We start from the raw sequence: 16246 nt of genomic DNA, 5'->3' as shown, positions 1-16246 counted from the left end.
TGCATTCTTTTGCCCGGGTTGGATCGTGAAACTTCGGTGGATGATTCGGAAATGAACCCTGTCTTTGCAATGCCGTCACAAGGCTTGGGCAGTTGGTTTGAAATCCAGAAGTTCCATGCTCTTCCCGAAGGCGAACATACTTCAGAAACTCATTCGGGAAGTTTTGTTCAAGGAAAGTGGTGAAGGACATCCCAAGGCCACAGTGCCTCTCACGGTGACACTTGAAGTTCCATCCACCATTCTTCTTGTACAAGAAGCCTTTGGCATCACCTGGAGAAAATGGTTTTCCTTTGCTGTTCTTCTTGCCAACCTGGCAGTAAGGGCAGTGGAATCTAAATGAATTATTTCTGGAACTGAAATGAAGCAACCCTGGGCTAAGGCTATGGATCAAATTTTCTTCAATGCTCATACGAATATTTCGCTGTCTACTCAACCATTATATACCAATTCTCAGGATCTGTCAAATCTGAAATTCTAAAAACAATAAATAACCTTGTGAAAGGTTGAAAGAGAATAGAGACACTAAATTCCACTGGGGCTTGACAAGATGCCCAAAACCCTGTATAATAACCTTGTGAGAGGTTCAACAAAATATCTACTACAAAACTATAATTGTACACTTAACTTGATCTCAAGAGTATCTTGATTCAACCTTGAGTATCATCTTTGAGAAGTTAACGATTAATACCCCAAGTGATCCACAAGAAGTCAACATAAAAAATTGATAAATAAATCAGGTAAACAGCAAAACAATCCAGAATAACTCCAGGGATCCTTTAGATCCGTTAACTACTCCATTTTTATTGATTTAAAATATCCAAATAAATCAACTCTTGAATCACCCCTAAGCCATCATACCAAAGAAACTTAAAAATACCAAATGGAAACATCTACACTTATTGACCCAATTACTCAACAGAGTAATGCTACACTACTTCCCTCAAAAACTCATATATCGTATAAATTCAATGAAAAGAATCTCCTGATTATGGAAAAAGAACTTATGGATTTCTATCACTTTAATAGATCAGATCTACATAAACATTTTATTAGGAGTGCATACTCAATGCTTAAGTCTCCTTCACCATATATTTAGAATGAACAATAAGAAGCTACTTCAAGCAAGGCTTGACTATCTGTACAAAGAAAGAGAATCTGTAGATGCATCAGGTTACCGAATAGATCCTGACCTTAGAAAAATTTATAAATTTATCAATGAAGAAATTCAGAATCTTCAATTGATTATGTTTGAAGATGAATATCAAAGTTTTAGTGATAGGTTGGAAGAAATATTTAATACTGGTCCAGCATTTCCCTTAAAGGAGAAAGATAATGTTATTCCGTGACTTCGTGATCCTCTTATATCAGGGATTTTTGGAAGACAAAAGCTATATCACCAAACTCAGGGATAAGATAAAGTCCGAAAATTTCCTCAAAGATGTTGAATTTGATCCAGCGTTTGAAGATTGGAAATCAATTGATCCAACCAATCCTGAAACACATCACAAGAACAGGATGAAGTTTCATCCCACCAATCCATATGATCCACAACAAGGTGTTTACACCTATGAGGATCGCCAAGATGCCAGGAGAAGGCTGAGGGTAATTAGAGAGTGCTTACAGAGAGGGAGAGAACGTGATAAGCATTAAAAATCCAAAAACTGAGAAGTTAATTGATGAGATTCTCCAGAGGACCAAGTATTCAACACCTTTAGAATATTTGGAAGCAAGGATCAAGAGTGACTTTGAAACTGTGATTAAAAACAAGAAACTATTTTAAAGAGGAAATATGATTACGTTTAAAATGCTGATGAGTCGCTTGGCGGAGGCCACCTGTGAGCCAGTTGATATCTATGATTTTATGGAAGAATGGTTCAATCTGTCTGAGGATTCAACATTCTACATTTATAAAGTATCAACGGGGGCGGTGCTGGCAACTAATATTCAAGGATTTGAAGCTGCCAAACGAAAATCATCGGAGCTAAGACAATCATTGGGGCTTAAATGGGATGATATAAAATTTAAAAGTGAACGTTCCAGAGCCAAAGGGACTGTTGGTGTCAGCGGCAGTGGGAACCAATTTACTAATAATCGTGGTGAACGCTATCCCATTCAATATTCACGTAATTACAATCCTAGCAAGCGTTCAAAATTTTCTGGATACTATGATAAAAGCGGAAACTGGAATGATTTGTCGTGACAATAAAAAAGACCCCACCTAATGGCAGGGTCTTCGTGAATCTATTTAATTTTTACAAGTGACCATAGAATTGATTCTTCATCAGAATCTTCAGTTAATGTCCCAATAATCTCAAGCTCACTGTCTCTATGGGGTATCACAGTATGCAGGCTTGGGCAGACCTTGATATTAAGAATATCTACTGACAAATCATGTATGCCCCTTAGGATTTCAAAGAACTCATCAGAATTGTATGCTTGTAGTTCGGACAGGTAGGCTCCAAATAACTCAATATCGCTATTGACTGTGCTGATTTTTGATTCAAGATGTGTTTTGTCTAAAATACTAAGAATAGCCAGGTCCTCCTCGCTATCTTTTTGTTTAACGATGTATTGACTGAACAAGTACCCGGGAAATACTTTTTCTTTCTTGCTAATAGTATCTGGATTTTTTGGTTTCATAATAGTACCAATATTGTTTACATCCTTCTGGTTTTCCGTGAAGGCTTACTCTATTATAGCACCAAATGGAGCGAATGTCAAGCTTCTGAATCGCTCACCGGAGGCCCGTCTGCTGGTTCTATGTTAGAAATCTATCAAGTCAATCAAGCGTCCATCATCATCTACCAGGCGATACCTTTTCCCAGTTGATGATGCCCGGCGAGAAGCAACCAGATAGGCATCTGCCTGATTCTGTTTGGTTTGGAAGTGATGCCATTTACCTTGTTGGTCCTGCCATTCAATGTTGATTGTCATTTGATCAACGCCACAACTCCAGATTCAGACCCGCCGATGCTGCTACACACCCCTCCAAGACACTTAATGGAGTGGGGGTCCAGCGATATAGGCGACGCTAAAGTGCTTCTCAATACTAAAAGAGATCTGTCTCAATCCCACTTTTTGCTTTGAGTTCTGTAAGTAACCGAAATTGCCCATTGGTCATGTAGCAAGGACTGGATTATTGCTGGGGACGAACAGGGATGATCAGGGAGGTCGCTATGTGCTTGACAAGAATATACATTCTATGCTATACTAGTAAAGTAATAATGTTTAAGAAGCTAAATGAAAAACCTAAGTGATCGGACTGAAATGCTTATTGAAGATAGGGCGGCATTTGAGAGTTTTCTTTCTGAAGAAGAAAAAATTGAAGAAGAATTCAAGCAATCGTGGTATGAGGATTATGACGGTATGAAAATCGGTCTTTTAGAGAGTTGCCAGGAGGCGGCCATGAACCAACTTGATAGGTTTTTTGAGAATAGTGAATTCAATAACAGCGACTGTGTTTATTGTGAAGGTATTAACAAGTCCCATGTGCTTTCAGAACTCAGAAGAGCGATTGCTGACAAAATAGTGAATATGTAAGCGTCTTTACCCTGATATTTTTAGGCAATATCAGTGGTACAGGTTTCTTGAGGGAACTACTGGTGATGAACGGCACTGTGCCACTCCCTCTTGGAACCACCAGTAAGTAGGGGGCAGTTCAGAAGAGGTGTACTTTGACTTGATATTCAATGTTGATAGTCATCTCAGTGCCTCACACGCCTCACCATCTCCATCACGGTCAAGGTAGGTGTGTCCTTGCTTAAGGAGCACCTGTGCCTTTTCCCAAGACCCGATCTCCTTACACCGATACTTACCACTGGTAGTCCCACCACCACCTGAAGACGTACTACTGCCACTCCTCCTGCTCCGTCTGTAGTCCCATGGGCGCTGAATACCTCCAGGCACTGCCCACACCCCAGCACCCTTCAGACGGGCATCGTTTTCCAGTCGGGAGTAGGTCTGCCGGTCACACCCGCCGATGTACTGCCAATAGACAAAGGCATTCCCAGATCCCACCAGGGACTGGTTGATGTTGGTGCTGCCCTTGAGGACTTCGGCAACGCTCCTCCCATAGCGATCCGTCGCTTTGCTGTTGAGGGTCACCTGCGAACCGACAGGCAGTAGAACCTGTAGTGCTTTCCTTGCCTCCATCCCATAAGGGGATTGGGAGGTCTCTGGGGCATCAATACAGGCAAGGCGGACCTTGATCCGCCTGCTGCCCTCGGTCACGGTAATGGTGTCTCCATCACCAACGGACAGGACAGAAGCGGCGTGAGCGGGTGCCGCCACTAGCAGCAACCCACCCAGCAGGAACGCCCACCTCATTTCCTCACCCCCACAACTCCAACCCAAGACCCGCCAATGCCCCGTTCCCCACGCCATCTACCGCAGGGGCATTCCTTTCACATTACGCTCAGGTGCAACAGCCGTCAGTTTCTGATTGCCAAGGGGTTGAGAAGGGATGTGCTCCTGGCAGTGCTCGCCAAAGCACAAACCAAGGTGCCACACAGATTGTATGCGGTGTGTTTGATGGCAAATCACCTGCACCTGCTCCTGCGCCCAGATGATGCCTCCCAGTTGCCCCGTTTGATGCACTGGGTGGGTTGGTATTCAGCAATGGCACTCAACCGCCTTACTGGGCGTTGCGGGCACTTCTGGGAGGCAAGGTATTACGCCACTGCCATTGCTCCTAAAGACCATAAACGTGCGCTGAATACACTCAGGTATATCCACGCCAATCCCAAAGCGGCAGGAGTGCGAAGGGGATTTTATGACCCCTATTCCAACTACGGACACTACGGCAGGTTGGAATGCGATGGCATCAGTGAATGGCACCCAAGTTTCCTGACCCTGGCACCAACACTAAAGGGATGCTCCAAGCGTTATGAGCGTTTCTGCCAGAAGTATCGCCATCACGCCAAGGGAGCACCTAAGTGTCACTGGGGCTCAAGGATGCTGAAGCGGCTGGTTGAGACCAGCGGAAGCAGCAGAAGCAAGAACAAGCGAATATCACCAGGGCAAATGCAACTACCCTTTGCATTTGATTTACGCCTCAGTCAAATCCCTGAAGAGTGGCACCAGATAGCAGTGAGATTTAGACGAGCCAATGGCATCCGTGATGGCGACAGAGGGCGAAGTATTTGGTAGTTGCGTTGGGGAAATAGATGTATCAATAGTGGTGAAATATGGAGGCGACTGGCTTTGCTGTGGGTGCAATTATTTGGGATTTGTTTTGACGGGGAAAGCGGCTCAAGATTGGCGGTGGAGGTGGGAGATGGTGCCAGGTATTGGAGGGCACTTTGGGTGCTTTGGGCTTGATTGAAGAATTAAAAAGCCCCTGTGGTGGCAGAGGCTTGACGGGGTAGGGTTATTGGAGGATTTCTCATTGGTTGGTGGTTAGCGATGATGATTGTCCTTGACGGTGTAGGGGCGGCAGTGTTAATGATGCAGGGAGGGTCTTATGCGGTGTCTTATGGTTCGGAGCAATTGGTATGGTACCCGTTGGTGGTGCATGCATCGTGCACCCGCACATCCCGATTGGCTGGCGTCGTTGATAGTGCCTGAATTACAGGCATCACAACTGGCTGCTGCTTTCTAATGCTTGGTGCTCCATAACCATTAGTGCCAAAGCGATATTTGAGATCTGCCGAGACCCTAGTCTCAAATGCCTGGTCGTAGGAGAGATTACCGCCAACGGTGAGACCATTGGTCAGGTTGTACGCAAGCCTGCCCCGAACGCCTGAACCATCAGCCGTATTCAGGTCTCCGTCTTGGTAGTAGTAGCCAACAGATGCCCTTAAATCAGGGGTGATGCTGTAACCAACATCAAGCCCAAAAGTATCTAGGGTGCCGCCCTGGTAGACGCTATTAAGTTGGGAGTTGGTGGTGCCAACAGGCACCAGGGCATAGGCATTGAAGTTCCAGGAGTTGGATACTGCTTCTAGGCTTGCTGCCACCTGCTGAAAGAAGACCGTTTGAGAATTCGTAACGGTGACACCTGTATCAGCAGGTCCCGTTGCCATTGGACGGCTGTCATAGCCCGCATTGACGCCAAACATCCAAGAGCGGTTGCCATTGAGCCAGCGGTAGCCCAGGCGTGTGGAGGTGGAGAAGGTGGTTCCAGCAACGGTTGTATTGATGATGCTGGAGTAGTTGCCGTAGTCATTGAAGTTGGCATTCACCAGCACATCCATAAAGGCAACGCTGTTCTTGCTGACCTTTAGGGGAATGAAGGCACCAAGCCCTGCTTGGTTAGGGGTTCCAGCGCCTTGTAGAGCCCCCTGGAAGCCGTAGTTGAGCTTGACGGCATCCTTGAGGTTGACGCCCATCACACCGAGGTCTGCTGCTTCAGTGCTGGGAGCCTCGGGGTCTTGCGCTGCTGCGGGGCTGATGGCAAGAGGCAGTGATGCCAGTGCCAGGGCAGTGGTTCCCGTGAGGGAGAGGGCAAGGCGGATGGAGGACAGCAAGTGAATTCCAAAGAAATTCGTTGCTGCAATTTGGCGCAAACTTGCTGCGGTGTCTGGCTTAGGTGGTCAGTGCTGGGATTGACAGCAGGATGAGAGCCCCGCTCACCCCCACAACTCCAGCACCTCCCCCCAATCCATCTTCGCCCGCCCCGCCGATGTGGTGGCACACGAGCTGATCGGCTGCCTGATGACTTGCCGCTGGGGCAACAGGGCCTGATTCCCCAGGGCGAGCACCTCACCAAGCGGTGCTCTCAGTGGGTGGCACGGCAGGAGGTGCGGCAGGGGTGGTGCCCTGAGGGTGGATGAGGCATTCTGCGGTGGGATGGCTGAACCAGGGTCTTGAGTCCTCATTCATCCGTTACGAAACCAGATAAAGTGTTGGTGTATTTGTTGGTGTATCAGGCGTCTTAACTGGTAAATAGGTTCCAGTGCAGTCTCCCTGAGTCCGCCTAAAAAGGACACCCTCTCCGTTGCTTCCTTTGCTGTTAAGGGGGCATGCAAGGGAGAGAGCCCACGGTCCGTCATGCTGCCTGGAGGAAACCTCGCTCCATTTCCATGGTTGCCCGTTTGCGTCTGCTAACCCTGCCTGCCCTGTTGGTATCGCTGCTGACACTGGTCTGGGCCCCGGCCGCATGGGCGGAACAGCCCTCCGCCCCATCCAGCCGTTGCAACAACGCAACCCTGAAGGGCACTTACCTCTACAGCTCGGTCGGCATGCTGGATGGCAAGCCCTACGCCGAAGCCGGCCGTGAGGTGTACGACGGCAAAGGTGGCGTCGAACTCACCTACCGCGGCACCGGGGGCGCCACCGGCTCGATGCGCACTACCTACAACGTGAGCCCCGACTGCATCGGGAGGGCTGTCTATCCCTACGGTCAGACCCTGGTGAGCTTCATCAGCCCCGATGGCAGCCGCTTCGCCTACACGATCACCCGCGGCCCTGGAGATCGGCCCACGGTGCTCTCAGGCTGGGAGATCCGCGTCGATCCTTAAGCCTCCGTCAATTCGCCAGCCCTAGCGGTAATGACTGCGCAGTCGGGCTCTTCATTTAATGCCTAACGGGGCCGCTGCTCCACCCAGTAGCGAAAAACACGGCGAACTGGGGCATGGCGCTCAGGGCTGACGCCGTAATGCTGGCTGGTAGGTGCGCGTTGCGCAGGTTGGGCCTGGGCTGCTGTGTCTGCCCTGAACTTGGGGATGACATCGGATTCACTTACCGCGGTGGCGGCTGGGGACGTTACGGCGGCGATGGCTCCATGGTCCCCTTCGGCACCCCTGGCATGGGCCTGCTGATGATCCCCCTGGGCATTGGCGTCTGCCTGCTGTTTACCGGGACCTACAAGCGCTGGGCCAACCTCCTTGTCTGGGGATCTGTGGCCGCTTTAGGAGTCGGGGTGCTCAACAGCATTCGTCTCACCTTCATGCCCACCACCCCTCTGGGCCTTGGCCACCTACATCGTGATGATTGCGGCGGGTGGCGGACTGATGTTCCGCAGCCTCGGTGATTACGACGACAAGCCGGGATGACGATGACGACGACAAGCCTGGCAACGGGGCTGACTAATGGGCCTGAAGCCAGCCCCCAGCGAACTTTCAGCAACCTCTCACGCCACTATCTGCAGCCGTTACCTTGCGCCCTCAGCGTTGGTCACAAGCCGGGCCACCGGCGGATGCGAGCAGGTTTCGGCTGGGCTTACCGGCAAAACGCTTGTTACGGCAAGGTGCCAGGTATTTGATGAGGGGCCGGGTGGGGCATGAGCGATGAGTACAACTCAGCACCCAAAGGAGTCGGTGCCGCCAGGCTGGGAGCGGTAGCGCAAGTGGTGGAATTTCACTAGCGGCCCCAGAGCATGGATGGTTGAAAATGAGCACGGTTGGCAGCTGTTCAGCTGCTTAGCAATATTAGTTTCCGCCCCAACCTCAAGCCTCCGGGAGAAGCCGATACAAACACTGCACGAGGCTCGCCCTCCATAAGTGACTGAATCCGTAAAAGCAACCATCATATGCTTAGCCATGGCATACGGGCGCTACAACAACGCCAATAGACGCAAATACGTCATGAGATCAATACTCAATTATGATGCCCGTGGCAATTTGGGACTCGGACAATAAGTCTCTGACCCGAACAAAACCACAACATCCTCTACTGTCAATTTCTACTGTACACACTGATGCAGAGCAACTTATTCACCGCTATTTTGCTGCCGCTGGCACTGGCAATTGTCATGCTAGGCATGGGGCTAAGTCTACTTCCAGTGGACTTTAAGCGAATCACGCGTTATCCCAAAGCAGTTGCGGTGGGCACAGTCTGCCAGATATTGCTGCTGCCGCTGATTGGGGCACTGATCGCCCTGGTCGTTCCCATGCAGCCGGAGATAGCTGTAGGCCTAATTATTTTGGCAGTCTGTCCCGGTGGTCCTTCCTCTAATCTCGTTACCTACCTGGCAAAGGGTGATGTTGCTCTATCGGTGTCACTAACGGCAGTCAGCAGCGTTATTACCGTATTTACGATTCCACTTTTTGCAAATCTAGCACTTCAGTATTTCCTGGGTACAAATGCTGAGATCGCCTTGCCGATTGGATCTACCATGCTGCAAATCTTCCTGATCACCTTGCTGCCCACCGTGATCGGGATGGCCATTCGTCAACAGTTCCCTGACACAGCCCGTCGCCTAGAAAAGCAAATGAGCCGCCTTGCGACAGGCCTATTGGCTCTAATTATTGTGCTGTTGCTAGTAAGTGAGAGCAGTAAGCTTCCAGGATTTTTGGTGCAGGTGGGAACCGGCATAGTGCTGCTCAACCTACTGGCAATGCTAACAGGATTCCTCGCTGGAAAGGTATTTCGGCTTTCGCCAGCTCAACAGATCTCTATCGCCATTGAAGTTGGCATCCAAAATGGAACGCTGGCGATCGCCATCACAGCTGGCCTGCTCAACAACCCGGACATGGCTGTGCCCGCTGCTGTTTATAGTTTGTTTATGTACTTTACTGGCTTCGGAGCCATACTTTATGGCAGGCAAGCAAGCCGTGGCTCATCTAGCTTTAAGCACTGAACTACTTGCCAATTCGAGGACCCTTACACTGGTAAAGTAGCTGGTAATGCTCCGTACCCATGGTCCGACTCCTTAGCACCATTGATGATGCCGATGTCCAGCCATGACCGTAGCCACGGCTCAGCCCTCAGCCTGCTGCTCCTGCTGGGCCTGGCGATCGGGTTGCACGTCTACGCCGTACGTGTGAAGGACGTCCAGCCCTCCCGCTATCAGCCGGGGCCCAGCTTGAGTCCCGATGGTTCCGCCCGCGTTGCTGGCTCCCAGTCGAATCGTATTAAGGAATTGCTTGCTAAATAAATTGCATGGTTGATAGCCCGTTTGTTTTCAATCCCCTAAATACAGCTATACCAGTGGTGGTGCTGCAGCACAAGCCTGACCGCACTCGGTCTGCGCCAACTCAAAAAAGCTAAGTGAGTATTTCACAAGAGACCATGACGTCTCTGAAAGGCGCACTTGGACAATAATTTAGGTCTTTCAATTGGGCCAATCCCATCCCTCAGGCAGTCGCAACTCTGGTTGCGATAAGCTAGGCGATCTGCTGGTCAAGCCACTCCTAAATCACAGGCAAGCCGACCACTTCGCTGCCGCCGATGCTGCTGCGGGCACTAGGTACCCGACTCGCCCTCTCTCAGCACCACCGTGACCCGATGGTCTGGGAACAGCTCTTTGACGCTTCATGGGCCTGGGCCTTATCAGCAGCAAAAACCCCTGGTGAGCTTCATTAGCCCCGATGGCAGCCGCTTCGCCTAAACGAGCTGAGTTGCTGAAGCCTCTAGACCCGACAACACCGGATCGGCGACGCCAGCAGGAAAGGTAGTCGGCAATTGTGAACGCACAACGCCTGCCACTGCTGGAGTCTGGGCGATCAACTCGTCCAGGAGGGCTTGTGCATCACCGAGCCCAAGTCGTTTGGCGGTGAGCAGCATGCGCCGGGCTGTGATCTCCAGAGGCTTGGTGTAGCGGCCTTTTTCACCGTGCCAGGCCATGGCCATCCGGAGCTTCTGTTGTGGCCATTGGCCACTGCGGCGACCGATCACCGGCCAGGCCGAGAGCACGTCGTAGAGCGGCGTGAGCTGAAAGCGCCCGCCGGGGTTGAGGAAGAGGCTGAAGTTCTTGGCGTGGCCATCAATGGCGCGCAGCATCCAGAACAGCACCTGTGCCATGAAGAAGGTTGCCAGGTCGCTGGGTTCTGACGATTGAGCCAGCAACTCGGCGATGGCCACCATTCCTGGCCCGCCATTGTTTTCGTACTTCTTGGTGGCCGGTGTGGCGGTTGCCTGGCAGCAGTCTTCCGTGGGCAGCCACAACCAATGGCTGCTGCTGGCATGGAGCTTGCGATCAAAACGCTCAACGATCAGGCAGCGTTGCCCGTCAAAACTGGCGATCTCGCTCGGCGCCACTGGTAAACCGAAGGCACACAGGATCTTGCTGCACAGCCACTCGTTCTCCACTGAAGTGCTGAAGTCGATCTGCCCCTCGCCGATGATCCCCATCGGCAGCTTGAACAGGTGGGTGGTGGGCGTGCTTTCCAGCGGCACGCACCACTGGCCGTTGTGCCATAAGAAGGCTGTCTTCTCTTGTGCACCTGCCACGGAAAGCCTCAGCTCATCGGCTTCAGCGCTCAGGGATCCTGGCGCTGGTGCAGCCGTGACGGTGCGCAGCCGCTGGGCGATCTCCTGGTCGCTCAGGGGCCTGGCCTTGATGCGATCGATGCCACTGGGCTCCTGCTCCGGCGGCAGCAGCTGCACGGCACCGGCGCAGTCGCGGCCAATGGCGGCCAGCAGATCGAAGGCACTGGTGCTGGCTGCGGGCAGGAGGTTGTCGAACCAGCTCTCCACGGCGGTACCTCTGAGGGTGCTGGCCCCGAGGCCAGCAGGTAGCGACAGCGACAACGGGCGGAACTGACTCGAGCGGAGCCAGGCCTCGCGGTAGCTGAACTCCTGGGGGCCTCGGGCCGGCAGTGACCAGGTGCCCATCCGCATGCCGTTCATCCACACCGCCAGGGAGCGCGCATGCGTTGGCCTTCCCCTCACCACTCGGTTGGCTCGCTGGAGATCTGTCGCGTCCGCACCACCAACTCGAGGTCGAGGGCCGCCAGGATTAAGAGCAGCCGCTCCACAGTGAGGCGCCCGGGCTGCAACTCGAGCTGGGACAGCCTGGCCTGGCTCGTGCCACCGGCTTTGAGGGCTAAATCCTGCTGGCTCAGGCCCTGCTGCTGCCGCACACCCCTGAGCAACGTCCCTAGCTGGGCGGGAGCGCGGATCACCTGCTCGCTTGCGGCAATGCCTCACTCAGAATCTCAATAAACGCACAATAACAGGATTACCAATGAAAAATATGTATTGAGAATCCGGCTAGCCAGGGGATGGGCAATGGCTTGTCTTGCCAGGGACCCGCCCTGAAGGTGGAAGCGCGCCTCCACTCTTTCGCACGAAAAACAGCTGGGTTCGACGCTGCGGCGCTGACGCTGCATTCAGCAACGTTCATGCCTGGTTGCACACCACGGGCGTGAAGCCGCCCGCCACCAATGACCTCGCAGGCTTACTCCTGCTCCTGCGCGCCTACTCAACCTTTGCGGTGCAATCGGGCTGCAGCAGGTCATTTGAGAGGCGCCCCGTGGGGGGCGCCTTAGCACCGGTTGCGGCGAGTACCTCCTCACACAAGGTCAGCCGGTCGGGTGTCTGTGGGTGCACTGATCACCTGTCTGGGGCCTGGCAGGAAAGGAATAGGGATCACGTTTGGGAGAAGAGATGCTCGAGGTGCACGGCGACAATTAGGTAGGCGGGCGCCTACGTAGTTGACACCGGGCACTCGAGGCTTGACCTTCTCGGTTGTGATCTCGGCTCGGGTTAAGCAGCCCAAGATTTAAGAACGCGGGAACCAGAACTGGCGTATTGCTCTCTGCGGTTTCGGGATGGCATTCGCGCCATGCCATCGCATTCACTCTGATGAAACACTCGCACCTCCGTTGCGTGCACCGGCTCGGGTGATCCCTGGCCGGACTCTGTTGGAGGGTGAGGGTCGGGTTGGCTACCGGGCCTCCCCTCAACTTCAAAGTACATCTTTTTTCAGTTGGGAGTGGCTTTCGGCAGTACCTATTCCCGTACACCTAGGACCCAAGTCAACGAAGGAATTCACAGGCTTCCCCATCGCCATGAGGTATTTATCGCAATCATGATCATCACGCACTCCAGGATGGCGATAGGGATCTGATTCACCCCAGAGGAAAAACTAGAACAGGCGGTTACGGCCGGCCATGGCGCCGAACGGGGAGCTGACAATGGTGCCGATGCAATGGCTGCGGGTACTGCTAGGGTTTTGGAGCTATTGCAGACTATTCAGGGTGACCTATTGCATCGGTTACTGGCTGGAGAAAGGGTTGGTTTTCGCCTCCGACTCCCGCACGAATGCAGGAGTTGATTATATTTCAAGTTATAGCAAGTTGCATGTATTTCAGCCGGCCTCCGACCGGCTGTTCGTGCTTCTAGCTGCTGGCAATCTCGCTACCACCCAGGCAGTGGTGAACCATATCCAGCGGGATCTGGATCTGGAGATTGGCAGCCAGGCCAGCGCTAACGAGGATCTGCGTTCCTGTCACTACCTGTTTGAAGCGGCCGCCTATGTCGGCGCGGTGAGCGTGGCAGTGCAGGAGAAACACTGCGCTGCCCTAAAGCAGGCGGGCACCAGCGCAGAGGCCAGCTTCATCCTGGGGGGGCAGATCGGCAGCGAACCTCATGGTCTGTTCATGGTGTATCCACAGGGGAATGCGGTGATGGCCACCCCCCAGACCCCCTATCTACAGATCGGTGAATCCAAATACGGAAAACCGCCGCTCGACAATGTGGGCAACATCAATTTGTCGCTGGAGGATGCCGGCCGGCTCTGCTTGATCTCGGAAGTGCTCACCTACCGCTCCAACCTCACCGTTGGCCCGCCGTTCGAGCTGGCGATCGTACCCCGTGATCGGCACACGGTGGCCCATCGCGCCACGTTCGAGGCGGAGGCGCCTGAATTGGCAGCCATGATCAACACCTGGAGCAGCATCCAGCGGGAAGCCCTGCACCGGCTACCGAGCTTCATCTGGGAACAGAACCAGGCCCGCGTTTGACGGTGCGTGCCGGCCTTCCGACCCCGCTGGAGGCTGTCATGCTGCTGCCTGGATACCAGCCTCTTATGATGGTTTCAATGCGCCTGATCCCTCCGATCGTGCTCTCCGCGGTTGTGGCCGTCGCGGCCGGCAGCAGCAGCGCCGAGGCCGGCTGCCGCTTTCTGATGCCGCTCGGCGGAAGCGGCGAGCCGGTGGTTTCTAAACGGATCGGCCCGGATCGTCTGCTTGGCAGCACCAACTGGAACACGGATTTCATCGTGGACCGATACTTCCGCAGCTATCAGTTTTTCTTCACGTCGGCCTCGACCGAGCGTGCCACCTTCCCGGTGGCCGCGTTCATGCGCTTCACCGATGGCACCAGCCTGCAGGTGGTAAACCAAACGCCCACCTTCGAGCCAGGGACCGGCCGGAAGTTCGGCCCGTTTAAGGCGGTGCCCGGCAAGCGCACCAATCTGATGAACTTCCGGGTGGGCTCCACCACCAGGCCAGCGGCCGTGGGCTTCAGCTATCGGATCTCCGTGCAGGGTTGCGATTGATGCATCGGATGGCTGAGCCGCGTCAATCTCTGCCCCTGCTCATGAGTCCATGGGCCAAAACTCCCTACTTTTTGGCTTTGCAAACGCATTCGGCTTTGCAATCGCATCGTTGAATGCTGGCACTGCCCAGGCGCAGCAATCGCTGCACCCCTGTCCAAAATAGACATCTGCCCGTCTGGATGGTGTTCATTCGGCGTCTACTGCGCCAAGGGCCTGTGATGTCAATGAGCGATGTTCCGCGTCTGGAGCAGCTCGGCAACCTCCTACTGCGCAACCCGGTGGCCTTCCCCAGCCGAGTACATCACCACCGATCTATCAAGCCAGCGACTGATTTCAAAGGGGCTGAATGTGCTCCTTGCACCATGACTTATCCCTTCGCAAAACTAGATAGGGGACATGCTCTGCAGATCCTTGAGCAACACGAACAAGTGCAGCGGATCACTCGGCGAGGTCGGGAAGCCGAAATGCTCGTATAAGCCTCGTGCCCGTTCGTTCTTGGCATGGACAGCCAGCGCGCGGATGCCGGCGATGTCTGCAGCCGCCAATGTGGGGCCGATGGCATCCCTTAGCAGGGCGGCGCCGAGGCCTTATCCGACGACAATCTGGTTGAGGGGTCGCGCCAAACAGGTTGACCGCTCTGGATGGGTTCAGCTGAATCCGGTTGCCATGCGCAGGGCACCGGGCCATGCCTGCTCCTCTCACCGTTCAACAGATTGCTCTGTACATGTCCGTTGGTTCACCAGGGCGAAACGAATCAAGAAGCGGTTCAGGGCTTCGTCGCCACAATCAAAGCTCTCCAGGGAATGGCTGGCCTGGAGTGGTTCGATCCGATACCGGCTCACCCAGCGCCACCAGCGGTTGGCTTTGCGGCAACTCCCACCTCGATCACGCTGGGTTCCTGCAGCAACCGCGCCAGACGGGGATGCGCCTGGGGAGGTGCAACCAGGGCCGACACAAATGCCTCCCAACGCTCCGGAACAAGCTGGAAGTTCTGCCGGTCGGCCAGGGTTTCGGCCGCGCTAGCCAGGGCGCTCTCCAGCACGAAGTCGGTGACGCTGCGCTGGGCCGCCGCCGCCGCCCGCTGCAGGCTTTGCTTGGCCCCTGGTGTCAGCCGCAACGGCACCACCTTCATGGGGCCGGCCCCTCCACTAGCCCCTGGATCATCACCAAGGCATCGACTTAACCCCAGCCGGCGTGCCAGCTACTGCACAACAACCTGCACAGCAGCCTGCACAGCAGCCGATTCTTTTTAGAAGATCATGCTGGCTTCCAGGCGCCCTTCCTTGATCGCTTGCATGAATAGCCGGTAGTCGCTTTCGGCCTGGTCGGCGTAGTGTAAGCCAAAGGCTTCCAGGGCCTGGTCAAAGACCTTGCCGGCGTCCAGCCAGGTCGCGATCGCTATGCGATCACCCGAACGCGCGTGAGCTTTGGCCAGAGCCCGACCACACAATTCGCCGTAGAGCTCCAGACCCTTGGCATCCAGGCTGGCCAGGTCCACCGAACCTTTCCAGTTGCGCAGCAGGCGCCAGTAGTAACTGAGATCCCTCTGCAAACTGCTCGTCCATCCCAGAAACGGGTCGCTCACGGTCTGCATCAGCCGCTGGCCTTCGATCACCCCCCGCTGGCCGTGGTGATCGGGTGATGGGGTGGTGGCATAGGGCTCAAACACCGAGGCTTCGGCCTGCTTGCTCTGGAGGATCAACAGGTCATCGGGGTGGGGGCCCACAAACAGGCCGATGGCGCAGCGGGTACCCACCGAACCCACGCCCACGGCCTTCATCGCCGCATCCACCAGGTGGTATCGCTGAAGCCTGTGGCGTACCTCGGCCGGGACGGAGCAAAGGTACAGATCCAAATGCTTCTGGGCCATATCGCGCCAGTCGATGTCGGCGGTCCAGCTGTGATCCAACAGGGCATGGCGCCAGATCAACGGGGGGTCATGACGCAGTTGCAGTTGCCCGCCGGGTCCCCGTACGCAAAGTTTGTCGGCCGCTTCTATGCAGGTGCGGCCCTTGGCCTTGGCGCTCACCTTGAGCACGTGCTGCCGTAGCGGTGGGTGCTCCAGCTCGTTGATGTAAGCGT

The 16246-nt window shown here is 54.1% G+C and carries 19 protein-coding genes; 11 read left to right on the top strand and 8 right to left on the bottom strand.

Annotated elements, in window-relative coordinates:
- The 4 genes from KBZ15_RS05605 to KBZ15_RS05590 all read left to right on the top strand — a co-directional run.
- On the top strand, positions 1-183 hold a 183-nt coding region (locus tag KBZ15_RS05605; protein WP_255014053.1), incomplete at its 5' end, for a hypothetical protein.
- A gap of 914 nt (positions 184-1097) precedes the next feature.
- Positions 1098-1346, top strand: a complete 249-nt coding sequence (locus tag KBZ15_RS05600; RefSeq protein ID WP_255014051.1) for a hypothetical protein — start codon at positions 1098-1100, stop codon at positions 1344-1346.
- Positions 1333-1650: a hypothetical protein gene (locus KBZ15_RS05595; RefSeq protein ID WP_255014049.1), complete on the top strand. Its 318-nt coding sequence runs from the start codon at positions 1333-1335 to the stop codon at positions 1648-1650. The genes KBZ15_RS05600 and KBZ15_RS05595 overlap by 14 nt, the downstream gene beginning before the upstream one ends.
- A 169-nt stretch (positions 1651-1819) precedes the next feature.
- Complete coding sequence (locus tag KBZ15_RS05590; protein ID WP_255014047.1) at positions 1820-2200, top strand: hypothetical protein; 381 nt, start codon at positions 1820-1822, stop codon at positions 2198-2200.
- A gap of 41 nt (positions 2201-2241) precedes the next feature.
- Here the strand turns inward: KBZ15_RS05590 and KBZ15_RS05585 are convergent, their stop codons facing one another.
- On the bottom strand, positions 2242-2640 hold the full coding sequence (locus tag KBZ15_RS05585; RefSeq protein WP_255014045.1) for a hypothetical protein: 399 nt from the start codon (positions 2638-2640) through the stop codon (positions 2242-2244).
- Between the two features lie 123 nt (positions 2641-2763).
- Positions 2764-2934, bottom strand: a complete 171-nt coding sequence (locus KBZ15_RS05580; protein ID WP_255014043.1) for a hypothetical protein — start codon at positions 2932-2934, stop codon at positions 2764-2766.
- A 306-nt stretch (positions 2935-3240) separates the two neighbouring features.
- Between KBZ15_RS05580 and KBZ15_RS05575 the strand changes: the two genes are divergently transcribed.
- Positions 3241-3540, top strand: coding sequence for a hypothetical protein (locus KBZ15_RS05575; protein WP_255014042.1), 300 nt, complete (start codon positions 3241-3243; stop codon positions 3538-3540).
- A gap of 159 nt (positions 3541-3699) precedes the next feature.
- Here the strand turns inward: KBZ15_RS05575 and KBZ15_RS05570 are convergent, their stop codons facing one another.
- The gene (locus KBZ15_RS05570; protein ID WP_396123408.1) at positions 3700-4152 is read right to left on the bottom strand and encodes a thermonuclease family protein; all 453 of its coding nucleotides are present in this window, start codon (positions 4150-4152) and stop codon (positions 3700-3702) included.
- A gap of 210 nt (positions 4153-4362) precedes the next feature.
- Here KBZ15_RS05570 and KBZ15_RS05565 point away from each other — a divergent pair, with 210 nt between their 5' ends.
- Positions 4363-5148 carry a transposase gene (locus tag KBZ15_RS05565; protein ID WP_255014039.1) on the top strand — a complete coding sequence of 262 codons (786 nt, stop codon included), beginning with the start codon at positions 4363-4365 and terminating at the stop codon, positions 5146-5148.
- Positions 5149-5471: 323 nt separating this feature from the next.
- On the opposite strand, the gene KBZ15_RS05560 is transcribed toward KBZ15_RS05565, so the two are convergent.
- Positions 5472-6467, bottom strand: a complete 996-nt coding sequence (locus KBZ15_RS05560; RefSeq protein ID WP_255014055.1) for a carbamoyl-phosphate synthase — start codon at positions 6465-6467, stop codon at positions 5472-5474.
- Between the two features lie 555 nt (positions 6468-7022).
- Between KBZ15_RS05560 and KBZ15_RS05555 the strand changes: the two genes are divergently transcribed.
- From KBZ15_RS05555 to KBZ15_RS05545, 3 genes are all read left to right on the top strand, one after another.
- The gene (locus tag KBZ15_RS05555; RefSeq protein ID WP_255014037.1) at positions 7023-7460 is read left to right on the top strand and encodes a hypothetical protein; all 438 of its coding nucleotides are present in this window, start codon (positions 7023-7025) and stop codon (positions 7458-7460) included.
- A 1178-nt stretch (positions 7461-8638) separates the two neighbouring features.
- Positions 8639-9520, top strand: a complete 882-nt coding sequence (locus KBZ15_RS05550; RefSeq protein ID WP_255014035.1) for a bile acid:sodium symporter family protein — start codon at positions 8639-8641, stop codon at positions 9518-9520.
- A 93-nt stretch (positions 9521-9613) separates the two neighbouring features.
- Positions 9614-9817 carry a hypothetical protein gene (locus KBZ15_RS05545; RefSeq protein ID WP_254931828.1) on the top strand — a complete coding sequence of 68 codons (204 nt, stop codon included), beginning with the start codon at positions 9614-9616 and terminating at the stop codon, positions 9815-9817.
- Between the two features lie 449 nt (positions 9818-10266).
- On the opposite strand, the gene KBZ15_RS05540 is transcribed toward KBZ15_RS05545, so the two are convergent.
- Both KBZ15_RS05540 and KBZ15_RS05535 read right to left on the bottom strand, forming a co-directional pair.
- Positions 10267-11511, bottom strand: coding sequence for a type II toxin-antitoxin system HipA family toxin (locus KBZ15_RS05540; protein WP_255014032.1), 1245 nt, complete (start codon positions 11509-11511; stop codon positions 10267-10269).
- A gap of 38 nt (positions 11512-11549) precedes the next feature.
- Positions 11550-11786, bottom strand: coding sequence for a helix-turn-helix domain-containing protein (locus tag KBZ15_RS05535; RefSeq protein ID WP_255014030.1), 237 nt, complete (start codon positions 11784-11786; stop codon positions 11550-11552).
- Between the two features lie 1176 nt (positions 11787-12962).
- On the opposite strand from KBZ15_RS05535, the gene KBZ15_RS05530 reads away from it, so the two are divergent.
- Together KBZ15_RS05530 and KBZ15_RS05525 are read left to right on the top strand one after the other, a co-directional pair.
- Positions 12963-13628 carry a 20S proteasome subunit A/B gene (locus KBZ15_RS05530; RefSeq protein WP_255014028.1) on the top strand — a complete coding sequence of 222 codons (666 nt, stop codon included), beginning with the start codon at positions 12963-12965 and terminating at the stop codon, positions 13626-13628.
- A gap of 2 nt (positions 13629-13630) precedes the next feature.
- Positions 13631-14164, top strand: coding sequence for a hypothetical protein (locus KBZ15_RS05525; protein WP_315859852.1), 534 nt, complete (start codon positions 13631-13633; stop codon positions 14162-14164).
- A gap of 838 nt (positions 14165-15002) precedes the next feature.
- Here KBZ15_RS05525 and KBZ15_RS05520 read toward each other — a convergent pair.
- On the bottom strand, positions 15003-15296 hold the full coding sequence (locus KBZ15_RS05520) for a DUF1778 domain-containing protein (RefSeq protein WP_255014026.1): 294 nt from the start codon (positions 15294-15296) through the stop codon (positions 15003-15005).
- 117 nt (positions 15297-15413) lie between these two features.
- A partial coding sequence (locus KBZ15_RS05515; protein ID WP_255014025.1) for a DUF2252 family protein occupies positions 15414-16246 on the bottom strand: 833 nt, incomplete at its 5' end.

Source organism: Cyanobium sp. BA20m-p-22, assembly GCF_024346275.1.
Classification (GTDB): Bacteria; Cyanobacteriota; Cyanobacteriia; order PCC-6307; family Cyanobiaceae; genus Cyanobium_A.
This window is presented reverse-complemented; position numbering and strand designations above follow the sequence as displayed.

Coding starts and splice junctions, on each gene's coding strand:
- KBZ15_RS05550 (WP_255014035.1), top strand. CDS start 8,639: ATGCAGAGCAACTTATTCACCGCTATTTTGCTGCCGCTGGCACTGGCA.
- KBZ15_RS05580 (WP_255014043.1), bottom strand. CDS start 2,934: ATGACAATCAACATTGAATGGCAGGACCAACAAGGTAAATGGCATCAC.
- KBZ15_RS05555 (WP_255014037.1), top strand. CDS start 7,023: ATGGTTGCCCGTTTGCGTCTGCTAACCCTGCCTGCCCTGTTGGTATCG.
- KBZ15_RS05540 (WP_255014032.1), bottom strand. CDS start 11,511: ATGAACGGCATGCGGATGGGCACCTGGTCACTGCCGGCCCGAGGCCCC.
- KBZ15_RS05570 (WP_396123408.1), bottom strand. CDS start 4,152: ATGGAGGCAAGGAAAGCACTACAGGTTCTACTGCCTGTCGGTTCGCAG.
- KBZ15_RS05595 (WP_255014049.1), top strand. CDS start 1,333: ATGTTATTCCGTGACTTCGTGATCCTCTTATATCAGGGATTTTTGGAA.
- KBZ15_RS05545 (WP_254931828.1), top strand. CDS start 9,614: ATGTCCAGCCATGACCGTAGCCACGGCTCAGCCCTCAGCCTGCTGCTC.
- KBZ15_RS05565 (WP_255014039.1), top strand. CDS start 4,363: ATGCCCCGTTCCCCACGCCATCTACCGCAGGGGCATTCCTTTCACATT.
- KBZ15_RS05600 (WP_255014051.1), top strand. CDS start 1,098: ATGAACAATAAGAAGCTACTTCAAGCAAGGCTTGACTATCTGTACAAA.
- KBZ15_RS05585 (WP_255014045.1), bottom strand. CDS start 2,640: ATGAAACCAAAAAATCCAGATACTATTAGCAAGAAAGAAAAAGTATTT.
- KBZ15_RS05520 (WP_255014026.1), bottom strand. CDS start 15,296: ATGAAGGTGGTGCCGTTGCGGCTGACACCAGGGGCCAAGCAAAGCCTG.
- KBZ15_RS05575 (WP_255014042.1), top strand. CDS start 3,241: ATGAAAAACCTAAGTGATCGGACTGAAATGCTTATTGAAGATAGGGCG.